The sequence below is a fragment of the Pseudoalteromonas sp. Hal040 genome, assembly GCF_037162425.1.
GTDB classification, from domain to species: domain Bacteria; phylum Pseudomonadota; class Gammaproteobacteria; order Enterobacterales; family Alteromonadaceae; genus Pseudoalteromonas; species Pseudoalteromonas gelatinilytica.
Window position 1 is genome coordinate 1,457,238 of record NZ_JARLUU010000001.1, and the last position, 22,416, is coordinate 1,479,653.

Here is a 22,416-nt window from a genome sequence, read left to right on the forward strand (position 1 = left end):
TACTTTGCTAACAATTGTTTCTAGGTCTTTGGCGGCCAAGGTGTTATTAGCATTGACGCTAGTATTACTTGCAATGGGGGCGAGCTACTTTGTCTTGAACAAGCGATTGCAAAGAATTGAAGCATCCTTTAACGATATAAGCCGTATCAGTAATTATGCTGTGGCTATTCTTCGAATAAATAAAGATATCGTTGAAATGCAGCGGGATATCTCTGTTTATGGATTCTCAGGTAGTAAAACGGTATTTAGTAAAATCATAGAGAACTTTGAAAGTATAAAAACACGCTTAGAAAGTGTTGATTTGCAAAGTGATGAACTTGAAAGCCAAGTGTATTTAAATTCAATGACACAACTGATTTCACGGTACGGTGAAAATTTAGATGTGCTTGCCAAGCGTTATGAAATCAAAACAGAACTTACTGACGTTGAGTTACCGCAAATCTATTTAGCTGCCATCAATGAATTAAATGGCCTTAAATTAACGGCGACTAACACTGAAGCAATACTGGTTATCACCGAGCATCTCAATGTATGGCATGAATTACATCGTGATGCTTCCTTGTTTCTTGCCAAAAAGGATTATTCTAAAAGAGCTTCGGTTAATAAGGCTCTAGCTATCTTATCAAATAAAACGTCAACCAATACAGAATTAAGCAAAAACCGTGACTATGCAAAAACATATCAGCAGGCTTTTTCGAAAGGCGTGCAGGCTAACCGAAACTATTTAAGTTTGGTTAATGTTGTTATGGCTGGCGATGCCATTGAGTTCAGTACCCTTGCCGATAAACTCAGGGAGCAATCTTTAGCAAAATTACAAAAGATTAAAAGGGAAGCGCAAGAAACAGTCATAAAAACAGATCAAACTCTGCGTTTTCTTGCTGTTGGCGTGGTTATTTATATTATCGCGCTTGCCATCTTTTTCCACCTGCATATATCGCGAGCAATCACACGTTTAACTGCAAGTTTTCAATACTTCTTAGCTGGTGATTTATCAGCACCCATTTATGATTTAAAGCGCAACGATGAAATTGGTGTGCTTGCAACTGCAGCAGATAGATTTCGGGTGTTAAGCCAAGATCTTACCCAAGCGAAGAAAACGGCAGAACACACCACCAAAGTTAAGTCAGAATTTCTGGCAAACATGAGTCATGAAATTCGCACTCCAATGAATGGCATTTTAGGAATGGCAAGGCAGCTTGGGCGTACCAAGCTGACACATGAACAAATGAAGATGCTCAATATTATTCAATCTTCAGGGACTGGACTATTGGTCATTATTAATGACATTTTAGATATCAGTAAAATTGAAGCATCTAAAATTGAGCTTGCACCAATTCCAATTCACTTAAATTCATTGTTAGATGAGCTAAAGCATCTATTTGCAGAGCAAGCAAAAAGCAAGCATATCAAATTACATATTTCTGTTGCAGATGAATTGCTGCATTGTATTTTTCTTGCCGATGAAACTCGATTAAAACAAGTGCTTATCAACCTGTTAGGGAATGCAATAAAGTTCACTGAAAAAGGCAGTGTGACGCTCAACGTAAAAATTAACGAGCTTGGTAGCGATAATCTGAGCATCAAATTTAGCGTGATTGATACAGGAATAGGTATCGCAAAAGAAAATCTCGGTAAGCTATTTGAAGCGTTTTCTCAAGCAGATACCTCAATTACACGGCGCTTCGGTGGCACAGGACTTGGCCTTGCTATCTCAAGTAAATTACTAAATTTAATGGACGCTCCTTTGCAAGTTGAGAGTGAGGTTGGGCAGGGGTCTCGTTTTTATTTTGAATTAAAAACAACACAGGTTATTGAGCAATCTGAGTTTGAAGTCGTAAATAAGCAAGAAACCGAAGAGAAACAACTAGACTTTTCATCACTAAATGTACTGGTCGTCGAAGACAATGATATTAATCAGGTTGTTATCGAAGCGATGTTAAATGAGTTTGGTATAAGCTCAATAAAAATAGCAGGGGATGGTGAGCAGGCCGTTGCGCTTTGCAAGGAACATAGTGAGGAAAAAAACCTGCAAAATAACTTTGATATTATTTTTATGGATATGCAGATGCCGGTACTTGATGGCCCGCAAGCCACCATACGCATAAGAAAAATGCCAGCATATAAAGATACCCCGATTATTGCCTTAACAGCCAATGTACTTGAAGCGGATAAACAGCGATGTTTTGCAGCAGGAATGAATGATTTTGTTGCTAAGCCGATTGATTACCAATGCGTGAAAACGGCTTTACTAAAGTGGTGTTTAAATGAATGCCATAAGTGAGAGGTATGCTAGCAATTCTCAATGATACTTAATCGTTTTGAGAGATAAAACCTGTCGCTATTTAAGCTAAAAACTTCTGATTTAGAATAATAAAATTCAATTCATGAATCGCTTAAGCAAAAAAAGAGCTACCCCTTTCGTGTTCAACACACGTAGAGGTAGCCCTTTTGTTAGCTAATGAATTAGGTTTAAGGAATTAAACCAGCTTAGCTAGAATGTCATTAAATGTTGAGCTTGGGCGCATTGCTTTAAATGCTAACTCATCATTTGGCTGGTAATAACCACCAACGCTCATAGCTGGACCTTGTGCATCGTTTAATTCAGTAACGATTTGGTCTTTTTGAGACTCAAGATCAGCTGCGATTTGTGTGAATTGTGCTTTTAATTCCGCATCATCATTTTGTGCAGCAAGTTCTTGTGCCCAGAATAATGAAAGGAAGAAGTGTGAACCACGGTTATCAATCTCTTTCACTTTACGTGAAGGTGATTTGTTTTCAGCTAGGAAAGTACCTGTTGCTTTATCAAGTGTATCAGCAAGTACTTGTGCTTTCTTATTACCAGTATTAACCGCTAGGTGCTCTAAAGAAGCCGCTAGTGCTAAGAATTCACCTAATGAATCCCAACGTAAGTGGTTTTCTTTTTCGAATTGTTGAACGTGTTTAGGCGCTGAACCACCTGCACCCGTTTCGAATAAACCACCACCATTCATAAGTGGTACGATAGAAAGCATTTTAGCACTTGTACCAAGCTCAAGGATTGGGAATAAGTCAGTTAAGTAGTCACGTAAAACGTTACCCGTTACTGAAATTGTGTCTTTACCTTCTTTGATGCGCTCTAAAGAGAATTTAGTTGCTTCAATTGGTGCTAAGATGTGGATCTCAAGACCGTCAGTATCATGCTGTGGTAAATACGCGTTTACTTTTTTGATTAACTCAGCATCGTGTGCACGGTTTTCGTCTAACCAGAAAACTGCTGGCGTGCCAGTTGCGCGAGCGCGGTTAACAGCAAGTTTAACCCAATCTTGAATTGGTGCGTCTTTCACCTGACACATACGCCAGATATCACCTTGCTCAACAGCATGCTCAAGTAGAGTTGTGCCAGCGGTGTCTACTACACGGATAGTACCCGCAGCTGCTACTTCAAACGTTTTGTCGTGTGAACCGTACTCTTCAGCTTTTTGTGCCATAAGACCAACGTTAGGTACGCTACCCATAGTTGTTGGATCGAATGCACCGTTTTCTTTACAGAAATCGATAGTTGCTTGGTAAACGCCTGAGTAACAACGATCTGGAATGACAAAGCTCGTGTCTTGTAATTTACCTTCGCTATTCCACATTTGACCGCTAGAACGGATTGCAGCAGGCATTGATGCATCAATGATCACATCGCTTGGTACGTGAAGGTTGGTGATACCACGGTCAGAATCAACCATTGCGATAGCAGGGTTGTTGTCATATACCGCTTGAATATCAGCTTCAATTTCAGCTTTTTTAGCTGCATCTAGGCTTTCAATTTTTGCAAATACATCACCAAAGCCGTTGTTTACATCAACATCTAGTTCTTTGAAAAGATCAGCGTGTTTCGTGAATACGTCTTTGAAGAATACTTTTACAGCGTGACCGAAGATGATTGGATCAGACACTTTCATCATGGTTGCTTTCATATGTAATGAGAACAACACACCTTTGTCTTTCGCTGCTTGAATTTCTTGAGCAAGGAAAGCTTGCAGCTTAGCAGCGCTCATGCGCGAAGCGTCAATTACTTCACCTGCTAGTAATGGCGTACTTGCTTTAAGAACAGTGATATCACCGTTTTCAGCAACATGCTCGATACGTACGTCAGTTGCTTCTGCAACCGTTACTGATTGTTCAGAACCGAAGAAGTCACCGTCTTCCATGCTTGCAACGTAAGACTGAGAATCTTTGCTCCATGCCCCCATTGAGTGTGGATTGTTACGTGCATATTCTTTAACTGAACCAGGAGCACGGCGGTCTGAGTTACCTTCACGAAGTACAGGGTTTACTGCAGAACCTTTGATTTTGTCGTAAGTTGCTTTAACTTTCTTTTCTTCATCAGTTTTTGGCTCTGATGGGTAATCAGGTAATGCGTAACCTTTTTCTTGTAACTCTTTAATTACCGCACGTAACTGAGGAATAGAAGCACTGATGTTAGGTAATTTGATAATGTTAGCTTCAGGTGTCTTAGCCATTTCACCTAATTCAGCAAGTGCATCATCAATACGTTGATCTTCAGTTAGGTACTCAGGGAAGTTCGCAATTACACGGCCCGCTAATGAAATGTCGCGAGTTTCAACTTCAACACCCGCGACGTTAGTGTACGCTTGGATGATTGGTAACAATGAATACGTCGCAAGAGCTGGCGCTTCATCTGTTTTAGTATAGATAATTTTTGATGTCATCATCATTCCTAGATAGTTGGCGTAATGTTTGGTAATGACTGCTACCAGTAACCCTTAATTAGCCATATTCAACAATGCAATAGATAGCTTTGAATTACCAAGTTTAAGCTCCTTGATAAAACAACAGCAAGCAGTCTGTTAGCTGTTGCAACTCAATACGTCGTATTAAAATAACCACAGCTGACAGACTGTAAAATTCTTATAGCTCATTTGAGCTAATTAAGAAATTAGCCAAAAGCCGTACGTCAAAAAATGACGAAAAAGCTAAATTTGAGCAACAAGAGTGTAACAAGCTTGGCTCTAAAGGGCTAATAACAATTAAACAATTGGGGTAAAGAAATGGAATTTCAAGAGAATAATAAGGATATATTTAGTGAGGGAAGAGTAAGCGAGGAACTTAACAAGGTCGCTCGCTTGATACTCGAATAGGTTTTACCTAAGAGATTTCATCGTTAGGCGCAATATTCGTTGCGTGTAACCCTTTTGGACCTTGTTGCAATTCGAATGTTACATCTTGACCAGCTTTAAGTGTTTTATAACCGTCCATTACAATCGTTGAGTAATGAGCGAATATATCAGTCTCGCTGCCGTCTTCTACGATGAAGCCAAAACCTTTGGCATTGTTGAACCATTTGACTTTTCCACAAGCCATACTTCTACATCCTTCTATAAGTTGACTAATTTAGTTATTCTAAACCGTGTAATTTGCTAGACTGACTAATGATTAATCAATCTATATTTGACTGTAGTTTATTTAGCCAGTCAGTCAAGTGTTTTAGACTATTTTTTAACAATTTATTTATTTTTTTATTCAAGTTTGCTTGAGTTCTAAAGACAAGACTATATTTAATTATGAGTGGCATGAAAGATTCTGGTGTTATTGAAACGGTTCGCGATAGTGAAAAGCAAAAATTGCAACCACCGCGAAAATATAAAGTCATTTTGAATAATGATGATTACACGCCTATGGACTTTGTGATAGAAGTACTAATGACGTTTTTTAATATGGATAGCGATAGAGCAACAGATGTGATGCTTCAAGTTCATCATAACGGTAAAGCGATATGCGGTGTTTACAGCGCTGATGTAGCACATACCAAAGCTGAACAAGTTAATCGTTACGCGCGAGACAACGAGCATCCACTGCTATGTAGTTGTGAGCAGGAATAAATACCAAGGTAGGGTGAACCAATTAGCCCGTCACAACGGTATATAAATATTATCTCAGTAAGGGGTTGCCAATGCTAAACAAAGACTTAGAACTAACCTTGAATGCGGCGTTTCGCGAAGCGAGAACACGTCGTCATGAATTTATGACTGTCGAGCATCTTTTACTTGCACTGCTCGATAACCCTTCTGCTGGAGAAGCGCTAAACGCCTGTGGCGTAGATATGAGCGCATTAAAAGTCGAATTATCAGATTTTATTGATGAAACAACGCCTGTTATTCCAGATCTTGAGGAAGACAGGGAAACTCAGCCAACATTAGGCTTTCAGCGTGTACTACAGCGCGCAGTATTTCACGTGCAATCATCGGGCAAAAACGAAGTAACCGGCGTAAATGTACTGGTTGCTATTTTTTCTGAGCAAGAAAGCCAAGCTGTTTATTTACTTAAAAAATCAGACGTTAATCGTTTAGATATTGTTAACTTTATTTCACATGGTATCTCAAAAGCAGATGATGACATTGGCGGTGAGGACCACGATGACATTCATGAAGAAGTGCAAGAAGTACAAGGCGAAGAGCCAACTAAACTTGAAAACTTTACGACTAACCTGAATCAACAGGCCATTGATGGCAATATTGACCCATTAGTTGGTCGCGACAACGAAGTTGAACGCACTGTACAAGTGTTATGTCGTCGTAAGAAAAATAACCCGCTCTTGGTTGGTGAAGCAGGGGTGGGTAAAACCGCGATTGCAGAAGGCCTTGCTTATCGAATTGTAAACAAAGAAGTACCTGAAGTGATTGCCGATGCTGTGGTTTATTCACTCGACATGGGCGCATTATTGGCGGGTACTAAATACCGTGGTGATTTTGAAAAACGTTTCAAATCGCTACTTAAAGAGTTGCAAGCTAAACCAGGTTCAATTTTATTTATTGATGAAATTCATACCATCATTGGTGCCGGTGCGGCATCCGGTGGCGTAATGGATGCATCGAACTTAATTAAACCGCTACTTTCAAGCGGTAAGTTACGTTGCATGGGCTCTACTACTTACAATGAGTTTAAGAATATCTTTGAAAAAGACCGTGCATTAGTACGTCGTTTCCAAAAAATTGATGTACTTGAGCCGAGTGTGGCTGATACCACGAAAATTCTTAACGGCTTAAAAGAGCGTTATGAAGAGCACCATGGTATTCGTTACACTCAAAAAGCATTAAAGGCTGCTGCTGAACTTAGTGCAAAATATATCAATGAACGTCATTTACCGGACAAGGCAATTGATGTCATCGATGAGGCTGGGGCGAATCAACGTTTACAGCCAGCATCGAAACGTAAGAAAACCATTGGTGTGGCTGATATAGAGCTGATCGTCTCTAAAATGGCGCGTATCCCTCAGCAAAGCGTTTCATCGAGCGATAAAGAGACACTTAAAAACCTTGACCGTAACTTGAAAATGCTGGTGTTTGGTCAAGACCAATCAATAGATGCATTGACCTCAGCAATTCGTTTATCGCGCTCAGGCCTTGCTAACGAAGACAAGCCAGTGGGTTCATTCTTGTTTGCGGGCCCAACAGGGGTTGGTAAAACAGAGGTGACTAAGCAACTTGCTAAGTGTATGGGTGTTGAGTTTATTCGTTTTGATATGTCTGAGTATGTTGAACGCCATGCGGTGAGTCGTTTAATTGGTGCACCTCCAGGTTATGTTGGTTTTGAACAAGGTGGCTTACTAACTGAAGCGGTAATTAAGAATCCGCATGCGGTTGTACTACTAGACGAAATCGAAAAAGCGCATTCAGATATTTATAACATCCTATTGCAAGTAATGGATCACGGTACACTGACTGATAATAATGGCCGGAAAGCTGATTTCAGAAATGTGGTATTAGTGATGACAACAAATGCGGGTGTACAAGAAACGGTTCGTAAGTCGATTGGATTTACAGAGCAAGACCATTCACATGATGCGATGAGTGAAATCAATAAAGTGTTTTCACCAGAGTTTAGAAACCGCTTAGATAACATCATTTGGTTTAACCACCTTGAGAAAGAAGTTATCTTGCAAGTGGTTGATAAATTCATTGTTGAATTACAAGCTCAACTTGATAAGAAATCAGTTAACTTTGAGCTTACTTCTAAAGCAAGAGAGTGGTTGGCAGATAAAGGCTATGATAAAGCAATGGGTGCACGTCCTATGGCACGTGTTATTCAAGAGGAGCTTAAAAAGCCACTAGCAAACGCAATCTTGTTTGGTGAACTCGCTGATGGCGGTTCGGTTAAAGTATCTGTGAAAGATAAGAAAATTCACTTTGATTTTGAGACTAGCTTAGAAACGGCTTAAGCTGTTTTTACGGAAAACAAAAAGCCCAGCAATTGCTGGGCTTTTTGTTTATTAAATGGAATTAAAACTAAGTTAGTTTGAACACCATTTAACAAACGCTTTTAGCTCTTTGTAATAAACACATCTGCTCATTCAAAGCAGCAAAAAGCTAAATCTCTCGTTAACGCACTAACTTAGCGAGCACGGAATACGATGCGACCTTTCGATAAATCGTAAGGAGTCATTTCTACGGTTACTTTGTCGCCAGTTAAGATGCGGATGTAGTTTTTGCGCATTTTACCAGAGATATGAGCCACAACTACGTGACCATTTTCTAGCTCAACTCGGAACATTGTATTTGGTAAAGTATCAAGGACCGTACCTTGCATTTCGATTACGTCTTCTTTCGCCATGTTTAGCGTAACACCTCTTTAATAGTTAAACGCTGCAGATTTTGCCGAAAATACAGCAATAAGTAAAGCTACAGGGCTTAATTTTGTAAATTAAATCGCCAACCACTCATCGCCAATATGCTTTTGTGCAGGCAAAAATTGGGTTTTATATTTCATTTTGTTGCATTCGTCGATTTGATATCCCAAATAGACAAATTGTTTTGCTTGTTGTTTAGCAAACTGAATTTGCTCCATTATCATGATGCTACCAATACTGTAGTGTTCATAATCGGGGTCAAAAAATGTGTAAATCGCTGAGATAGCGTTATGCATACAATCGGTTACTGCAACGGCGATTAACTTATCTTCATCTCGTAACTCAATAAATGTGACAGGCAACCACTGGCAAAACAAAAAACTTTCGTATTGGCTCTGATCGGGTGGAAACATTGAGCCATCTTGATGCCTTTGGGTGATATATTTGCAGTATAACGGGTAGTATTCTGCGCGCTCGTATTCACTATAACTAACCGTGAAAACTTTTTTTGCTTTATTTAATTTGCGCTTTTGCGATTTAGAAGGAGTAAATTGTTGGGCTAATACGCGCACTGAATTACACGCATTACAAATAGGGCAATGAGGACGATAGATTTGGTCGCCACTGCGTCTAAAACCCAGCGCTAATAATTGCTCAAATTTATCAGGGCAATAGCAACTTGGATCGAGTATAACAAGTAGCTGTTCCTGACGATCGGGTAAGTAACTGCAATCAAATTGCTGGCTTAAACCAAGCCTAGCGGGTAAGTGCTCAGTCATAAATATTAATCAACTCTTGCGGTTGCCACATGTCTTTTTTAGGCACAAAACTGTGCGCTAACTTAAGTCTAGTTAAAAATTCTCCGCGTGGGATAACTTTTGCACCTAAAGTGATTAAATATGGGTTTTCTAGTTGGCAATCAATAAAATACGCTTGATGTTTCTTTAGCCAATTGACTAACGCCCACATCGCCAGTTTTGAGCCGTTACTAATATTATGAAACATTGACTCACCACAAAATATACCGTTTTGCATGATGCCATACAGGCCTGCAACAAGTTCATCTTCGTGCCATATTTCAAGACTGTGTGCGACACCTTGATGATGTGCTTCGATGTAGGCGTGCATCATTTGCTCTGTGATCCACGTCCCTTCAGCATCAATACGTTGTTCACGACACGCATTGATAACGTGGGCAAATGCGTGATTTATGGTGACACGCACAGGAAAACGCTTTAAATACTTTTTTAAACTGCGGCTGACATGAAATTCATCGAGTTCAATAATACCGCGCATACTCGGTGACCACCACATGATGGGCTCATAATCACTAAACCAAGGAAACACGCCGGTTTGGTAGGCATTTTTAATTCGTTCTACTGATAAATCTCCGCCAATTGCCAACAGGCCATCGGGCTCATCAAGGGCGAGTTCTGGGTCTGGAAAATCAACACTCTCGGGCGAGAGTTGGTAAAGTTGCTTGATCATATCAGCGGTATCATTGTTATTTGCTTTGATTTTAACAAAATTTTAGCTATAAAAAAGGGGCTGTTTTGCAACAGCCCCTAGTATTTAGTGCTTTAGATCAACTAACTATAGGTTATCTAAGAAACGTTCTGCATCAAGTGCAGCCATACAACCCGTACCCGCAGAAGTAATTGCTTGACGGTAGATGTGATCACACACATCACCTGCAGCAAACACACCAGGTACACTTGTTTGTGTGGCATTACCGTTTAAGCCAGACTCAACAACTAAATAGCCATCTTTCATTTCAAGCTGGCCTTCAAACATATCAGTATTAGGCTTATGGCCGATTGCAATGAATACACCAGCAAGATCTAGGTTTTCAGTCTCTTCAGAATCAGTTGCTTTGATACGGATGCCTGTTACACCCATTTCGTCACCAAGCACTTCATCCAAAGTACGGTTGTAATGTAGAACAACATTACCGTTTGTCGCTTTTTCGTTTAAACGATCAGCTAAGATTTTTTCACTGCGGAAGCTATCACGACGGTGGATAACATGTACTTCATCTGCAATGTTTGATAAATAAAGAGCCTCTTCAACAGCAGTGTTACCACCACCTACAACGGCTACTTTTTGACCGCGGTAGAAGAAACCATCACAGGTTGCACAAGCAGAAACACCACGACCTTGGAAGTTAGTCTCTGATTCTAAACCTAAGTATTTAGCAGACGCGCCAGTTGCGATAATTAATGCATCACATGTATAAGTGCCAGAGTCACCTGTTAAAGTGAAAGGGCGTTTTGTTACATCAACTTTATTAATGTGGTCAAAAACAATTTCTGTTTCGAAACGCTCAGCGTGTTCTTTCATACGCTCCATTAACGCAGGGCCAGTTAAACCATGCGCATCGCCTGGCCAGTTTTCAACTTCAGTGGTTGTCGTTAATTGACCACCTTGTTGAATACCAGTAATAAGAACCGGGTTAAGGTTGGCACGTGCTGCGTATACCGCCGCTGTGTAGCCCGCAGGGCCAGAACCTAAGATTAATAGTTTACAGTGTTTTGCGTCACTCATGGTTTTTCCTAAAAACGTTTCAATACGATGTCTATGCGCCCGATTCTAAGAAAAACAAGGCGGATGTAAACAAAAGCGCTGATTATTTTTTTAGTCAAATCGCTAAGCTGTCAAATAATCCTTACTGATTATAATTTAAATGCTTCTTTTTGCTTATAAAGTGAGCTGTTCGTGAATTGTTATGTGATCTAAGTACGGTAATTCATGACCAAGCAATAATTTTTTGATATGTTTTAGCTAATTTTGATATTAGCTCGCGGTATGAGCTAACTAAACGAACAGGCAATTATGGTATTTTGGCAGGAAAAGCCCGCTTTTGGGCTGACTACAGAAGACGTTCAAGTCTTAACAAATGCAAAAGAGTATCGCACTGAACTATTGCGTCTAATTGGTTCAGCAAAAAATAGAATTTATATTACCGCTTTGTATTTACAAGATGATGAAGCTGGCCGTGAAATTTTAACTGCATTACATCAAGCCTCGCTTGCTAACCCTGAGTTAGAAGTTAAAGTGCTGGTCGATTTCCACCGTGCTCAACGTGGTTTAATTGGCGCAGCAAAATCTGATGGCAATGCCAGCATGTATTGTGATTTTCAAGAGCAGTATCAATCAAATGTGAAAGTACATGGTGTTCCTGTTAAAGCGAAAGAGCTTTTCGGGGTACTGCATCTAAAAGGCTTTGTGATTGATGATACATTATTATACAGCGGCGCAAGTTTAAACAATGTATACCTTCAACAAGATGACCGTTATCGCTTAGACCGTTATTTTTTAGTTCATCAAGCAGGCTTATGTAACTCGGTTATCGATTTTATCGAAACCCATCTTTTAAGTTCAGCGGCGGTCCCACGGATTGATACGCGACCACTTATTAAATTTAATGATATTAAAGTCGCCCAAAAACAATTGATGCGTGAATTAAAATCGGCAAGTTATGAAAGTGCTGCTGAAGCGAGTGCTGGTGAGCTGGGTGTGCGCTTATTTTTAGGTTTAGGTCGCCGAAGTAATAAACTGAATCGTTTAATCAAATCGTTATTTGATACCACAGAGCAAGAACTTGTTCTTTATACCCCTTACTTTAACTTTCCAGCGCCTTTAATGCGCTCATTACGTCGTTTATTAAAACAGGGTAAGCAGGTAACTATTGTGGTAGGGGATAAAACAGCAAACGATTTTTATCTGCCGCCAAGTGAACCATTTAGTAAGATTGGTGCATTACCTTATTTATACGAAACGATTTTGTATAAATTTTTAAAGTCACAGAAACGCCATATCAATAATGGTAACTTGAATGTTTATCTTTGGAAGCATGAAAGTAATTCTTTTCACTTAAAAGGGATTTGCGCTGATAAACGTTTGCATTTATTAAGTGGCCATAATCTAAATCCGCGTGCATGGGGCTTAGATATTGAAAACGGTATTTTAATTGACGACCCTAAGCAGCACATTCTTGAGCAAATTGAACAAGAGAAGCAGGCTATTTTACAGCATTGTCGTCGTTTAACTGGTCCACAAGACTTAGAAACGATGGATGATTATCCTGCACCGGTTAAAAAGCTGTTGGGGCAGGCTAAACGTGTGAAAGTTGATTTTATTATCAAACGTTTTATTTAATCGGAAATTAAAAAAGCAGCGAAAGCTGCTTTTTTTGTATTTAGATGTTAGCTATCTTCTTTACTTCTGTTGAGCATCTAAAGACTGACCGTTCACTTCTTTAGAGTCGTTGCTCATCAAGTATAAATAAGTCGGCATTAAATCTTCAGGTGTTGCTAACTTATCTCTATCTTCACCAGGGTATGCTGATGAACGCATCGATGTGCGAGTAGCACCTGGGTTAATACAGTTTACGCGAATATTAGTTTTACCCACTTCACAAGCCCAAGTTTGCATCATGCCTTCAACAGCAAATTTTGAGATTGCATATGCACCCCAGTGTTCGCGGCCTTTGCGACCAACACCTGATGAAGTAAAAATAACAGATGCACTATCTGATTTACGAAGCAGTGGAAACATGAATTTAGTGATCATAGCTTGTGCGGTTACATTCACTTTCATGATGTTTTCAAATGTTGATACACAGAAGTGCTCAAGCGGACCTAATGAACCTAAGATACCTGCGTTATTAAGTAATCCATCTAACTTACCAAACTGCATTTCGATGGTTGCAGCTAGATCACGGTAGTTTTGTTTAGTGGCACCTTTTAAATCCATCGGCACGATGGCCGGTTGTGGGTAGCCCGCGTTTACGATTTCGTCATAAACACATTCAAGTTTATTGGTTGTTTTTCCTAGTAAAATAACAGTGGCACCATGCTTTGCATAAGTTAATGCGGCAACACGACCAATGCCGTCACCAGCACCTGTTATTAAAATTACTTTGTCTTTTAGCGCATTCTCTGCGGCTGTATAAGTATGCATAAACGTACCATCGATTAGATTTTTCATCATTTTACCATAGCAAAAAGCCAAGTTATCGAATTTATTGCAAATTAAGGTGGCGAAAATTGAAACTTTACGTTAACTTTAACTGGTCTAATGTCTTATTAATAATCTAATTACATTAAATTAACTTAGAATAAAGGTAGTAGAATAACTACTTTTAACCCTGAACACACAATAACAATAAGATTTGCGCGGAGCGAAATTATGAAAAAACTGCTACTCTCACTAGCCATTGCGTCAGCCATTACTGGCTGTGGTGGAGGAGAAACATTAGAAGATGTTAAAAATGATAATCCTCCTGTTCTCCCAACCGCGACAGTAAAATTTGACCCAGCGAACAGTGTAATCTCAGTACCGAATGATTTACTGATGAGTGGTACCCTTGATGGTACTTTAAACATACCGGGTGAATTAGACGACAACAATTTCAGTGTTGAACGCGCAGCTTATGCTGATCCGCAACTAGCACTGGGTGCGCTTGATGGCTGGTCAACACAAACTCCGTTTAAAATCGATTTAACTTTCCCTGCGGGAATCTCTCTTGATATGACATCTGCTGCTTCACCAGGCGCTGTGCGTATTTTTGAAGTTGTAATGGGTGCAAGCCAAACAGATGAAACTTGCTCGCAAGTTCCTGCAGGTATTGCTTGTAAACTAGTGTCTGAATTAACCTTTGGCGTAGACTTCGTCACTCAAGGTTCTGGTGATGCAGTAGCTGTGATCCCACTTAAACCATTTAAAGCTGGCAGTACTTACATTAATGTTTTGACAACGTCATTAATGGACTCAGAAGGTCGTTCAATTGAGCCATCTTCAACATATGCGCTAGTGAGCGAAGAGACAACCCTTATTACTGATTCGCAAAAGTCACTTCAAGCAGTTATCAATAGCTATGAAGATGCAGTGACATCGGGCGGTGCCATCACAAAAGATGAAATTATCTATTCTGCTGCGATGACTATGCAATCTGCAGGTCAAGTGCTTGGCACAGTAAAGCAACTTCTTGCCGCAAGTTTAACGCAAGATGCACTACCAACGCCGATGGTGCAAATTCCTGAGCAACCAGTTATTACAGTTGAGCAAGTATTCGCATCGCAAGGTATTACCGGTGTGTCACCTGTATTTGGTGGTGTGCAATATCAAAAGGGTAGCGTGATGTTACCTATGTATTTAGCCACACCAACCGGCAAAACGATTGCCGATTTATCTGCAACGTATTGGCAAGGTCTCTGTGACAGTGGTGTAGCTGTATTAGGTTATGCAGCAGCAGCGGGTGATTCATTCCCAACAGACCCTATTAGCGAAACTGATGGCCTTTGTATGGCGTTAAGTGGTGGCAAGTTACGAGATTTAGGCTTAGATCAAACTAAACACCTAACTAAGTACAACACAATTCCAAAAACACAAAGTATCGCTAATGTGCCAGTGCAAATTACTAAACCAATTTTACCTGTGATCAATGCAGTGCGAGCTCAGCTTGGCTTAGACGCATTAAGCATGCCTGAGACAGGCTGGCCTGTTGTTATTCTTCAGCACGGTATTACTTCTAAAAAAGAAGATATGTTAGCAATTACAGCGCAGCTAACACTGCAAGGCTTTGCAACAGCAGCAATTGATCACCCTATGCATGGCGAGCGTGGTGTTGATGTAGATGGTGACGGTACTGATGATTTTAATGCTTCTACAGGTTCTGTATTAAGCTATATGAATTTACAGTCGTTATTAGTAGCGCGTGATAGCTTACGTCAGTCAGTTGCTGATTTACTTGGCTTACGCTTAGGTCTTAACTTTACAGGTGCTGCTGATTTAAATGCACAAGATGTATCATTCTTAGGTCATTCATTGGGCTCGGTAGTTGCTCCAGCATTTGTTGCTGTGACTAATGCACCGCTTGCTGACCAAGTTGATCCAATGTTTAACGTGAAAAGTGTGGCACTTGCCAGTGGTGGCGGTGGTATCGCAAGCTTCTTAATTGAGTCAAATACATTTGGTCCATTTGTACAAGGCTCTGTATTACTTGCTGCGGGTATTGATGAGTCAGCTGAGTTTGGTGCCTATACTCAAAATGAAGCGTTATCAAACTGTGGTGCGCTTGCTGCTAATCAAACAGCCTTCGTTACATGTGCTTATAAAGAGTATATTGGTGCGTTAACGGTTGCGGGTGAAACTGCAAAACTAGCGAATATTCAAAGTGTGATCACTCAGTTTGCTTTTGCTGCGCAAACAGCACTTGATAGTGGTGACCCTTCTAACTATGCAGCATCTGTTGCAGCGCTTGGCACACCAGTGTACATGAGTGTTGTAGTAGGTGATGGTGCTAACAACAATGCTGATATGGTTATTCCACCAACGGTATCAAGCAACCCAATTGCTGGTAGCTTACCTCTTGCTAACCTAATGGGTTTATCAACTGTTGCTGAAACACAAGGCCCGACAGCTGATGCAATGAGCTATGTGGTTAAATTCACTAAAGGCCATCACAGCTCAGTGTTAACACCTGTTGCAACCGCTGATTCTGGTGCGACTGCTGAAGAAAGTGCTGCAGCAACTACAGAAATGCAATTGCAAATCGCGACGTTCTTAGCAAGCCGTGGTCAATATCTTCAGATTACTAACCCAGACGTTGTTACAGAATAATCGAAACCTTACTAATTAAGTAAAACCAATTAAGTAAAAAGCCACTTTATGTGGCTTTTTTTACTTTAAAGCGTGGTAAATTGTGCCGATGCATTAATAAATGGAGAGTTTGATTGGAATTTTTATATGAATACGGGTTATTTTTTGCAAAGACCCTCACATTTGTCATCGCACTTGCGGTGATTGTCGCCATTATCATGGGCGCTGCAGTAAAACCCAAAGCGAAGAAAGGGGAGATAACAATTGATGATTTGAGTGAGCAACTTGATGATTTAAAACAAAGTTTTATAGCAAATACCTTATCCAAAAAAGAGCTCAAGGCTCACCAAAAACAGCAAAAATCTGAAGCAAAGAAACAGCAAAACGACGAGCCTAAATCACGTTTATATGTAATTGATTTTAATGGCAGTGTTGATGCCCACGAAGTAGAAAGTCTACGAGAAGAAATTACCGCTATTTTAACCATCGCTGACAAAGAAAAAGATCGCGTGCTGGTACGCCTTGAAAGCGGCGGCGGTGTGGTTCACGGCTATGGTCTGGCTGCATCTCAACTACAACGCATACGCAATGCTGGAATTCATTTAACTGTTGCGATTGATAAGGTTGCGGCAAGTGGTGGCTATATGATGGCCTGTGTTGCCAATGAGATAGTGGCGGCACCTTTTGCAATTGTTGGCTCGATTGGCGTTATTGCGCAAATTCCTAACTTTCATAAAATTTTGAAAAAGAATGATGTGGACTTTGAGCAAATTACAGCAGGTGAGTACAAGCGTACGTTAACTATTTTTGGTGAAAATACCGACAAAGGCCGTGAAAAATTCAAAGAAGAAATTGAACAAACTCATGGTTTATTTAAAACCTTTGTTAGTGAGCAGCGTCCGTCTCTTGATATTGATACTGTTGCAACCGGTGAGCATTGGTTTGCTACCCAAGCGTTTGATAAAGGCTTAGTTGATAAGATTGATACCAGTGATGATATTTTATTGAGCCAAGCGAAAGAGCGTCAAATCTATAAAGTCAAGTATCGTATTAAGAAGAATTTAAGCGATAAGCTCGCCGTTGGTTTAAGTTCAGGGGTCAGTAAAGCGGGTGTTAGTTTAATGTCTCGCTTAAAAGGCTTAAACCCATAACCAATGAGCAAAAGAAAAATGCCAATAAAAAACCCGCTAAGTTAGCGGGTTTTTTATTGGCTACAAATAAGTCATTACTTAATCGACTTATGGTAATCCTCTAAATCTTTGGCGGCATTTGGATCGTTAAATACGTCTTCATCAAACTCACCTTCAGATTTTGCGACCACACAGGTCACCATACAGTCACCTGTTACGTTCACAGCGGTTCGCGTCATATCAAGTAAGCGGTCAACACCAATGATGATAGCAATACCTTCTACAGGCAAGCCTACTTGGTTTAACACCATGGCTAACATAATAAGACCAACACCTGGCACACCCGCAGTACCAACAGAAGCAAGAGTTGCAGTTAAAATAACCATTAAGTAATCAGAAATTGTTAAGTCAACTGAAAATACTTGTGCGATGAACACGGTCGCAACACCTTGCATAATTGCTGTGCCGTCCATGTTTATGGTTGCGCCTAAAGGTACAGTAAACGAAGCAACCGAATTATGTGCGCCTAATTTCTTGCTTGCCGTTTCAAGGGTAATAGGCATAGTTGCACTTGAGCTAGATGTACTAAATGCAAAAAGACAGGCGTTTTTCATCTTCTTTAAGAACATCACAGGGTTAAGACCGGTGAACATTTTTAACAGCACACTGTAATTAACAAAACCGTGGAACAACAACGCGAATACTACTACACCAAAGTATAAAGCAAGGCTTTTAATAAGTTTTAAGTCAATGGTAGTGAATAGTTTAGCCATTAAGAAGAAAACACCATAAGGTGCAATGTTCATTAGCAGGGTAACAAGTTTTAAGATTACTGTGTTTAAGTCTTCGAATACACTTGCAACACGTTGACCTGCTTTACCACTTAGGGCCATAGCAACACCAAACAGTAATGCAAACACAATAACCTGTAGCATGTTACCACTTGCCATAGCGTCAATAGGGTTTGTTGGGAACATACCAATAATGACTTGTGCAAGGGTTGGTGCTTCTTTTGCACTGTAGTTAGCATCAGAAGGTAAGTTAATGCCCTCACCAGGATTCACTAATAAGGCTAAAGTAATAGCAACAGTAATGGCGATTGCTGTTGTCGCTAAATAAAGCAAAATAGACTTGCCACCTAAACGGCCTAATTTTTTAGGGTCACTTAAGCTACAAGTACCACAGACTAATGATACAAAAACCAGTGGCACGACAAGCATTTTTAAGCTTGCTATAAAAATTTGACCACCAACATGGAAAATACCATCAACAAAAAATGCTTTAATTGGTAAAGAGAATAACCCTAGTGGAATAAGGAAATCGTCTTCACCCGCTAAAATGGCTTGGAAGATAAAACCAACGATTACACCTAGTACCATACCTACCATGATACGAGATGTAAGGCTTAAAGATCGTACTTTTGACATACACCCAGACTATTTTTTTATAAATTTTGTCATAGACTACCAGCATGAAGATTTTTATACAGAAAAATTCGATAAATAGTGAAATAAATTCGTTGCCTTTAAAGGAAAAAAATTATGATCTTCGTTTAATTTTTAGGTTAATATTAGGTAAACAATCAAATAAGTAAAAAATAGCTAACTAGGGAGAGGTCGATGCCTTTATTGCGATGGCTAAGTGTTTTAGTTTTCATCTCATTGTTAGCCGCCTGTGGCGGTGGTGGATCATTAGACAGTGATTCATCAGACGGAGATGATGGCACAACCGTAGAGACAAACTATGTTGTGTCTGTTCAGGGTTACAGCCAATCAACGACGGAAACAGCGAATGCAGTTACAGCAGACGCACCGTTAACCATTTCGGCAACACTCACTAACAATGATGAAGCCGTAGTTGGTGCTGTAATTAACTTTAGCCTCAATGGCGATATCGGTTTACTAGATCCTGTTTCTGGTACCGACCTAACCGATACAGACGGTGTGGCATCTATTACGTTAACTGCGGGCGATACTGCTGGTGCGGGGATTGTTACTGCTACATATGTAATCGACAGTGAAACCTACACTGATACCTTTGGATTTACTTCTGATGGTTCTGAAACCGATGACTCAAGTGTCAGTGGTAGTGTGACTCTTAGCTTGAACATCGTAGATAGTTCAGGCCAGCCATTCTCCCTTGATAACCCAGTAAGCAAAGATAACAAAGGTACGGTTACTGCGACTTTACTTGATGATGATACGCCACTGGATGGGCAACTTATTTCATTTACTACGAACTATACAGGTAAAATCACGCCTGTATTGGGCACTGCTTTAACGGACGAAAACGGTGAGGCATACGTTACACTTAGTAGTGGCGACTCTAAAGGTGCAGGACAAGTTGTGGCTACTTACACAGATGAAAGTGGTAACAGCATTACAAAAGTAGCTGGGTTTATTTCAAATGGTGATGATGCTCCTGTCGAAAGTGCTGAAGCTGAACTTGATATTAAATTACTTCAAGGTTGTGCGACTGATTGGGACGCTAATCGCAGTACAACATCTCTTGAAACGACTTACTTAACGTCAGGCTGTACGGTTGTAAATCAGTTCTCATCTGACGAACTTATCGATGTCATGGTCAAAGTAACTGATACAAGCTCGGGTGACGGTATCGACGGTATTATTGCTGAGCTTTCGACTGATCTTGGTGGTTTATTACCAGAATCAGGTAAAGCGCTAACTGATAACTTTGGTTTTGCCATTTTAAAATTACAGCCTGGCGCAAATAGTGGTGCGGGCGAGGTTACTGTGACTGCTAAGTCTGTGACTTCTTCAAAAGCATTTGAAATTGCAACAGCTGAGTTGAGCGTTGAAATTTCAAATGGTCTGTATAACAAGCTAGATGACTCAGGTAATGTTATTGATGACGAATTTGTGCCGCTTGCTGCAGGTGCGACAACTGTCATCACGGTTACAATTTACGATGCATCAGGTGATTTATATGTTTCGCCTCTTGATGTTGAGTTCACTTCAGGGTGTGTTGAGTCAGATTTATCTGTAATGGATGAAACCGCAACCAGTATTAGCGGCATTGCAACAGCAACTTACAGAAGCAACGGCTGTAACACTTCGCAGGGCGATACAGTAACGGCGACAGTATTAACTGGTGGTACGCCAAAAGTGGTATCAGTAAATGTGCCAGTATCGGCTGCTGAAGTAAGCGCAATCGAATTTGTTGAAGCGTCTGCTAATGTGCTTGCATTAAAAGGCACGGGTGGTGTGTCACGCCAGGAAACAAGTCAACTTACATTTAAACTTACTGATGCGATTGGTAATGTAGCAAAACAAAAACGTTTAGATTTTCGTTTAAGTTCGACCAATGGTGGTATTTCTCTCTCTGAAGTAACTGATGCAAGCGGTTACTCGCATGCTAGTGTCTCAACTGACTCAGAAGGCTTAGCGCGCATCCAAATTAACTCTGGTTTTGTGCCGCAAGCAGTGCGTGTACAAGCTTGTTATATTCCTGATGATCAAATCCCAACGGATCAAAACAACAATGTGACCTGTTGGAAAGAGCTTTATGATGAATGTCTTCTAGATGAAGCAGACCGTGATAGCAATGTATCATGTCCGACAGGGGAACTTTCGTTAGTTGCACTTGATGAGCAAGTAACCAGCGTTTCAGATCTTGTTTCTATCAGCTCTGGATTACCAGATGGTAATAGCTTTACCGCTGGCCCAGAAGTCATCAACATTGAAGCATTAAATTATATTGGTGATACCACAGATATTTCGGTTTATGTTGCAGACCACTTCAATAACCCAGTACCAGATGGCACGTCGGTTTATTTAACGACAGAAGGTGGCGCTGTAGGGACACTAGATGGTGAGGAGTTTAATCCTCAACTTGAATGTAATACTGTTGATGGTGCGTGCGTTGCACAGTGGCGTTCACAAAATCCGATTCCATTTAGCGAGGATAAATGGGGCAACAAAATTAATAGCACTAATCCAAAAACAAGTGCAATTAACTGCGACCTTTATTTTGGTGTGGCAGCACCTTGTATGGCGGGCATTTTAAATGCCGCGTTTGATGATGATGGTGTACCGCTTGGTGGCCGTGCAACAGTGCTTGTGACAGCCAAAGGTCAAGAGTCATTTATCGACATTAATGGTAATGGTCGTTTTGATAAAAACGAATATTATAGTGGTTATGACTTACCAGAAGCCTTTGTCGATCATAATGAAAATGGTGTTTATGATGGCTTAGCGGCAATTTATGATCCTGTTACAGCTACGATTACAAAGGCTGCTGAAAACTGCCAAGAAGGTGATGCAAGCGACCCATGTAGCGCAACGAACACAAATGCAGGTCATACTGAAGAGAACTTCGATATTGACTTAAATGAGATGTATACACTTGCTGATGGCAAGTATAACGGCCTTGAGTGTTCTGAAGATGCGACAACACCTGATGAAGATGCAACATTTGAAAGCTTATGTACAAAAGAGCTAATTGATGTTCGTGATTCGTTTGAGATCATTATGTCAGGGAGCTTTGCATACAGTCGCTTCGTGGTAACAAAAGATGAGCTTCGAAATCGCTTTGCTGAAGCACTCGCTGAAACAACAGAGGACGATCCAACTGTATTCACAGATAATGCGATGCAACTTGCTGTGGATATTGAGAACTGTAGTACTATTTATCGACAAGCAGATACTCAGTCAGGTGCAATTATCGCTCGTTTAGAAGCGACAGCGAATACTGACTACTGTGATTTAGGCTCAATTAACATTACTACTGCTGATTCGGGTAATCAGTTAGCAGCACTGAGCTTTGAGCTTTATTTCTCTGATATTTATAACAATCCAATGCCATCGGGTACAACGGTTGCTGTAAGTTCTGATAATGGTGATTACAGTGGCACCTCTGGTTTTGACATTGGTAATTCAAGTCAAACTGTGGCTACAGGGATTTCACTGACTATCAGCCGTGAAGCTGATCCAAATGATAAAACAGATGGTTTCTTAACAGTTGAATTCACTACAGGCAAAGACAATGTCTCAACTGCTACAATAGCAATTAGTGACGATGGCTAATAAGTAGTTATTTGTTTAAATTTAA

The 22,416-nt window shown here is 40.3% G+C and carries 15 protein-coding genes; 7 read left to right on the top strand and 8 right to left on the bottom strand.

The annotated features are described in order from the left end of the window. Window positions 1–4: 4 nt before the first annotated feature. Window positions 5–2,281 carry an ATP-binding protein gene (locus P4S60_RS06550; protein ID WP_337115413.1) on the top strand — a complete coding sequence of 759 codons (2,277 nt, stop codon included), beginning with the start codon at window positions 5–7 and terminating at the stop codon, window positions 2,279–2,281. A 196-nt stretch (window positions 2,282–2,477) separates the two neighbouring features. Here the strand turns inward: P4S60_RS06550 and P4S60_RS06555 are convergent, their stop codons facing one another. Beyond that, window positions 2,478–4,700: an NADP-dependent isocitrate dehydrogenase gene (locus P4S60_RS06555; RefSeq protein ID WP_337115414.1), complete on the bottom strand. Its 2,223-nt coding sequence runs from the start codon at window positions 4,698–4,700 to the stop codon at window positions 2,478–2,480. A 436-nt stretch (window positions 4,701–5,136) separates the two neighbouring features. Next, complete coding sequence (gene cspD, locus P4S60_RS06560; RefSeq protein ID WP_036968098.1) at window positions 5,137–5,352, bottom strand: cold shock domain-containing protein CspD; 216 nt, start codon at window positions 5,350–5,352, stop codon at window positions 5,137–5,139. A gap of 209 nt (window positions 5,353–5,561) precedes the next feature. Here cspD and clpS point away from each other — a divergent pair, with 209 nt between their 5' ends. Both clpS and clpA read left to right on the top strand, forming a co-directional pair. Then, window positions 5,562–5,870: an ATP-dependent Clp protease adapter ClpS gene (gene clpS / locus P4S60_RS06565; protein ID WP_161804337.1), complete on the top strand. Its 309-nt coding sequence runs from the start codon at window positions 5,562–5,564 to the stop codon at window positions 5,868–5,870. 71 nt (window positions 5,871–5,941) lie between these two features. Further along, entirely contained in the window at window positions 5,942–8,206 is a 2,265-nt protein-coding gene (clpA, locus tag P4S60_RS06570) for an ATP-dependent Clp protease ATP-binding subunit ClpA (protein WP_063705738.1), read from the top strand. 173 nt (window positions 8,207–8,379) lie between these two features. On the opposite strand, the gene infA is transcribed toward clpA, so the two are convergent. The 4 genes from infA to trxB form a co-directional block, all read right to left on the bottom strand. Continuing rightward, on the bottom strand, window positions 8,380–8,598 hold the full coding sequence (gene infA, locus P4S60_RS06575; protein WP_002962494.1) for a translation initiation factor IF-1: 219 nt from the start codon (window positions 8,596–8,598) through the stop codon (window positions 8,380–8,382). A 90-nt stretch (window positions 8,599–8,688) separates the two neighbouring features. Continuing rightward, window positions 8,689–9,393: an arginyltransferase gene (locus P4S60_RS06580; RefSeq protein WP_337115415.1), complete on the bottom strand. Its 705-nt coding sequence runs from the start codon at window positions 9,391–9,393 to the stop codon at window positions 8,689–8,691. Next, window positions 9,386–10,102, bottom strand: a complete 717-nt coding sequence (gene aat, locus P4S60_RS06585; protein WP_105174021.1) for a leucyl/phenylalanyl-tRNA--protein transferase — start codon at window positions 10,100–10,102, stop codon at window positions 9,386–9,388. Before aat ends, P4S60_RS06580 begins: the two co-directional genes overlap by 8 nt. A gap of 105 nt (window positions 10,103–10,207) precedes the next feature. Then, window positions 10,208–11,158 (bottom strand): thioredoxin-disulfide reductase, encoded by a 951-nt coding sequence (gene trxB / locus P4S60_RS06590; RefSeq protein WP_063705728.1) that lies wholly within the window; start codon window positions 11,156–11,158, stop codon window positions 10,208–10,210. A 288-nt stretch (window positions 11,159–11,446) separates the two neighbouring features. Here trxB and pssA point away from each other — a divergent pair, with 288 nt between their 5' ends. After that, a complete protein-coding gene (gene pssA, locus P4S60_RS06595; protein ID WP_105174023.1) occupies window positions 11,447–12,772 on the top strand; it encodes a CDP-diacylglycerol--serine O-phosphatidyltransferase in 1,326 nt (441 codons plus the stop codon). 60 nt (window positions 12,773–12,832) lie between these two features. On the opposite strand, the gene P4S60_RS06600 is transcribed toward pssA, so the two are convergent. Further along, the gene (locus tag P4S60_RS06600; RefSeq protein ID WP_337116832.1) at window positions 12,833–13,576 is read right to left on the bottom strand and encodes a YciK family oxidoreductase; all 744 of its coding nucleotides are present in this window, start codon (window positions 13,574–13,576) and stop codon (window positions 12,833–12,835) included. 228 nt (window positions 13,577–13,804) lie between these two features. On the opposite strand from P4S60_RS06600, the gene P4S60_RS06605 reads away from it, so the two are divergent. Further along, entirely contained in the window at window positions 13,805–16,237 is a 2,433-nt protein-coding gene (locus P4S60_RS06605; RefSeq protein ID WP_337115416.1) for a VolA/Pla-1 family phospholipase, read from the top strand. 113 nt (window positions 16,238–16,350) lie between these two features. Beyond that, window positions 16,351–17,367: a protease SohB gene (sohB, locus tag P4S60_RS06610; protein ID WP_337115417.1), complete on the top strand. Its 1,017-nt coding sequence runs from the start codon at window positions 16,351–16,353 to the stop codon at window positions 17,365–17,367. Between the two features lie 74 nt (window positions 17,368–17,441). Here sohB and P4S60_RS06615 read toward each other — a convergent pair whose 3' ends face one another. After that, window positions 17,442–18,773 (bottom strand): dicarboxylate/amino acid:cation symporter, encoded by a 1,332-nt coding sequence (locus tag P4S60_RS06615; RefSeq protein ID WP_063705719.1) that lies wholly within the window; start codon window positions 18,771–18,773, stop codon window positions 17,442–17,444. A gap of 192 nt (window positions 18,774–18,965) precedes the next feature. Between P4S60_RS06615 and P4S60_RS06620 the strand changes: the two genes are divergently transcribed. Beyond that, entirely contained in the window at window positions 18,966–22,391 is a 3,426-nt protein-coding gene (locus P4S60_RS06620) for a hypothetical protein (protein ID WP_337115418.1), read from the top strand. The last annotated feature ends 25 nt before the right edge of the window (window positions 22,392–22,416 follow it).

Bases quoted from the DNA above. Each gene is read 5' to 3' on its own strand.
- trxB (WP_063705728.1), bottom strand. From the start codon at position 11,158: ATGAGTGACGCAAAACACTGTAAACTATTAATCTTAGGTTCTGGCCCT.
- clpA (WP_063705738.1), top strand. From the start codon at position 5,942: ATGCTAAACAAAGACTTAGAACTAACCTTGAATGCGGCGTTTCGCGAA.
- P4S60_RS06555 (WP_337115414.1), bottom strand. From the start codon at position 4,700: ATGACATCAAAAATTATCTATACTAAAACAGATGAAGCGCCAGCTCTT.
- P4S60_RS06600 (WP_337116832.1), bottom strand. From the start codon at position 13,576: ATGCATACTTATACAGCCGCAGAGAATGCGCTAAAAGACAAAGTAATT.
- infA (WP_002962494.1), bottom strand. From the start codon at position 8,598: ATGGCGAAAGAAGACGTAATCGAAATGCAAGGTACGGTCCTTGATACT.
- cspD (WP_036968098.1), bottom strand. From the start codon at position 5,352: ATGGCTTGTGGAAAAGTCAAATGGTTCAACAATGCCAAAGGTTTTGGC.
- pssA (WP_105174023.1), top strand. From the start codon at position 11,447: ATGGTATTTTGGCAGGAAAAGCCCGCTTTTGGGCTGACTACAGAAGAC.
- P4S60_RS06580 (WP_337115415.1), bottom strand. From the start codon at position 9,393: ATGACTGAGCACTTACCCGCTAGGCTTGGTTTAAGCCAGCAATTTGAT.
- clpS (WP_161804337.1), top strand. From the start codon at position 5,562: ATGAAAGATTCTGGTGTTATTGAAACGGTTCGCGATAGTGAAAAGCAA.
- P4S60_RS06605 (WP_337115416.1), top strand. From the start codon at position 13,805: ATGAAAAAACTGCTACTCTCACTAGCCATTGCGTCAGCCATTACTGGC.
- P4S60_RS06615 (WP_063705719.1), bottom strand. From the start codon at position 18,773: ATGTCAAAAGTACGATCTTTAAGCCTTACATCTCGTATCATGGTAGGT.
- P4S60_RS06620 (WP_337115418.1), top strand. From the start codon at position 18,966: ATGCCTTTATTGCGATGGCTAAGTGTTTTAGTTTTCATCTCATTGTTA.
- aat (WP_105174021.1), bottom strand. From the start codon at position 10,102: ATGATCAAGCAACTTTACCAACTCTCGCCCGAGAGTGTTGATTTTCCA.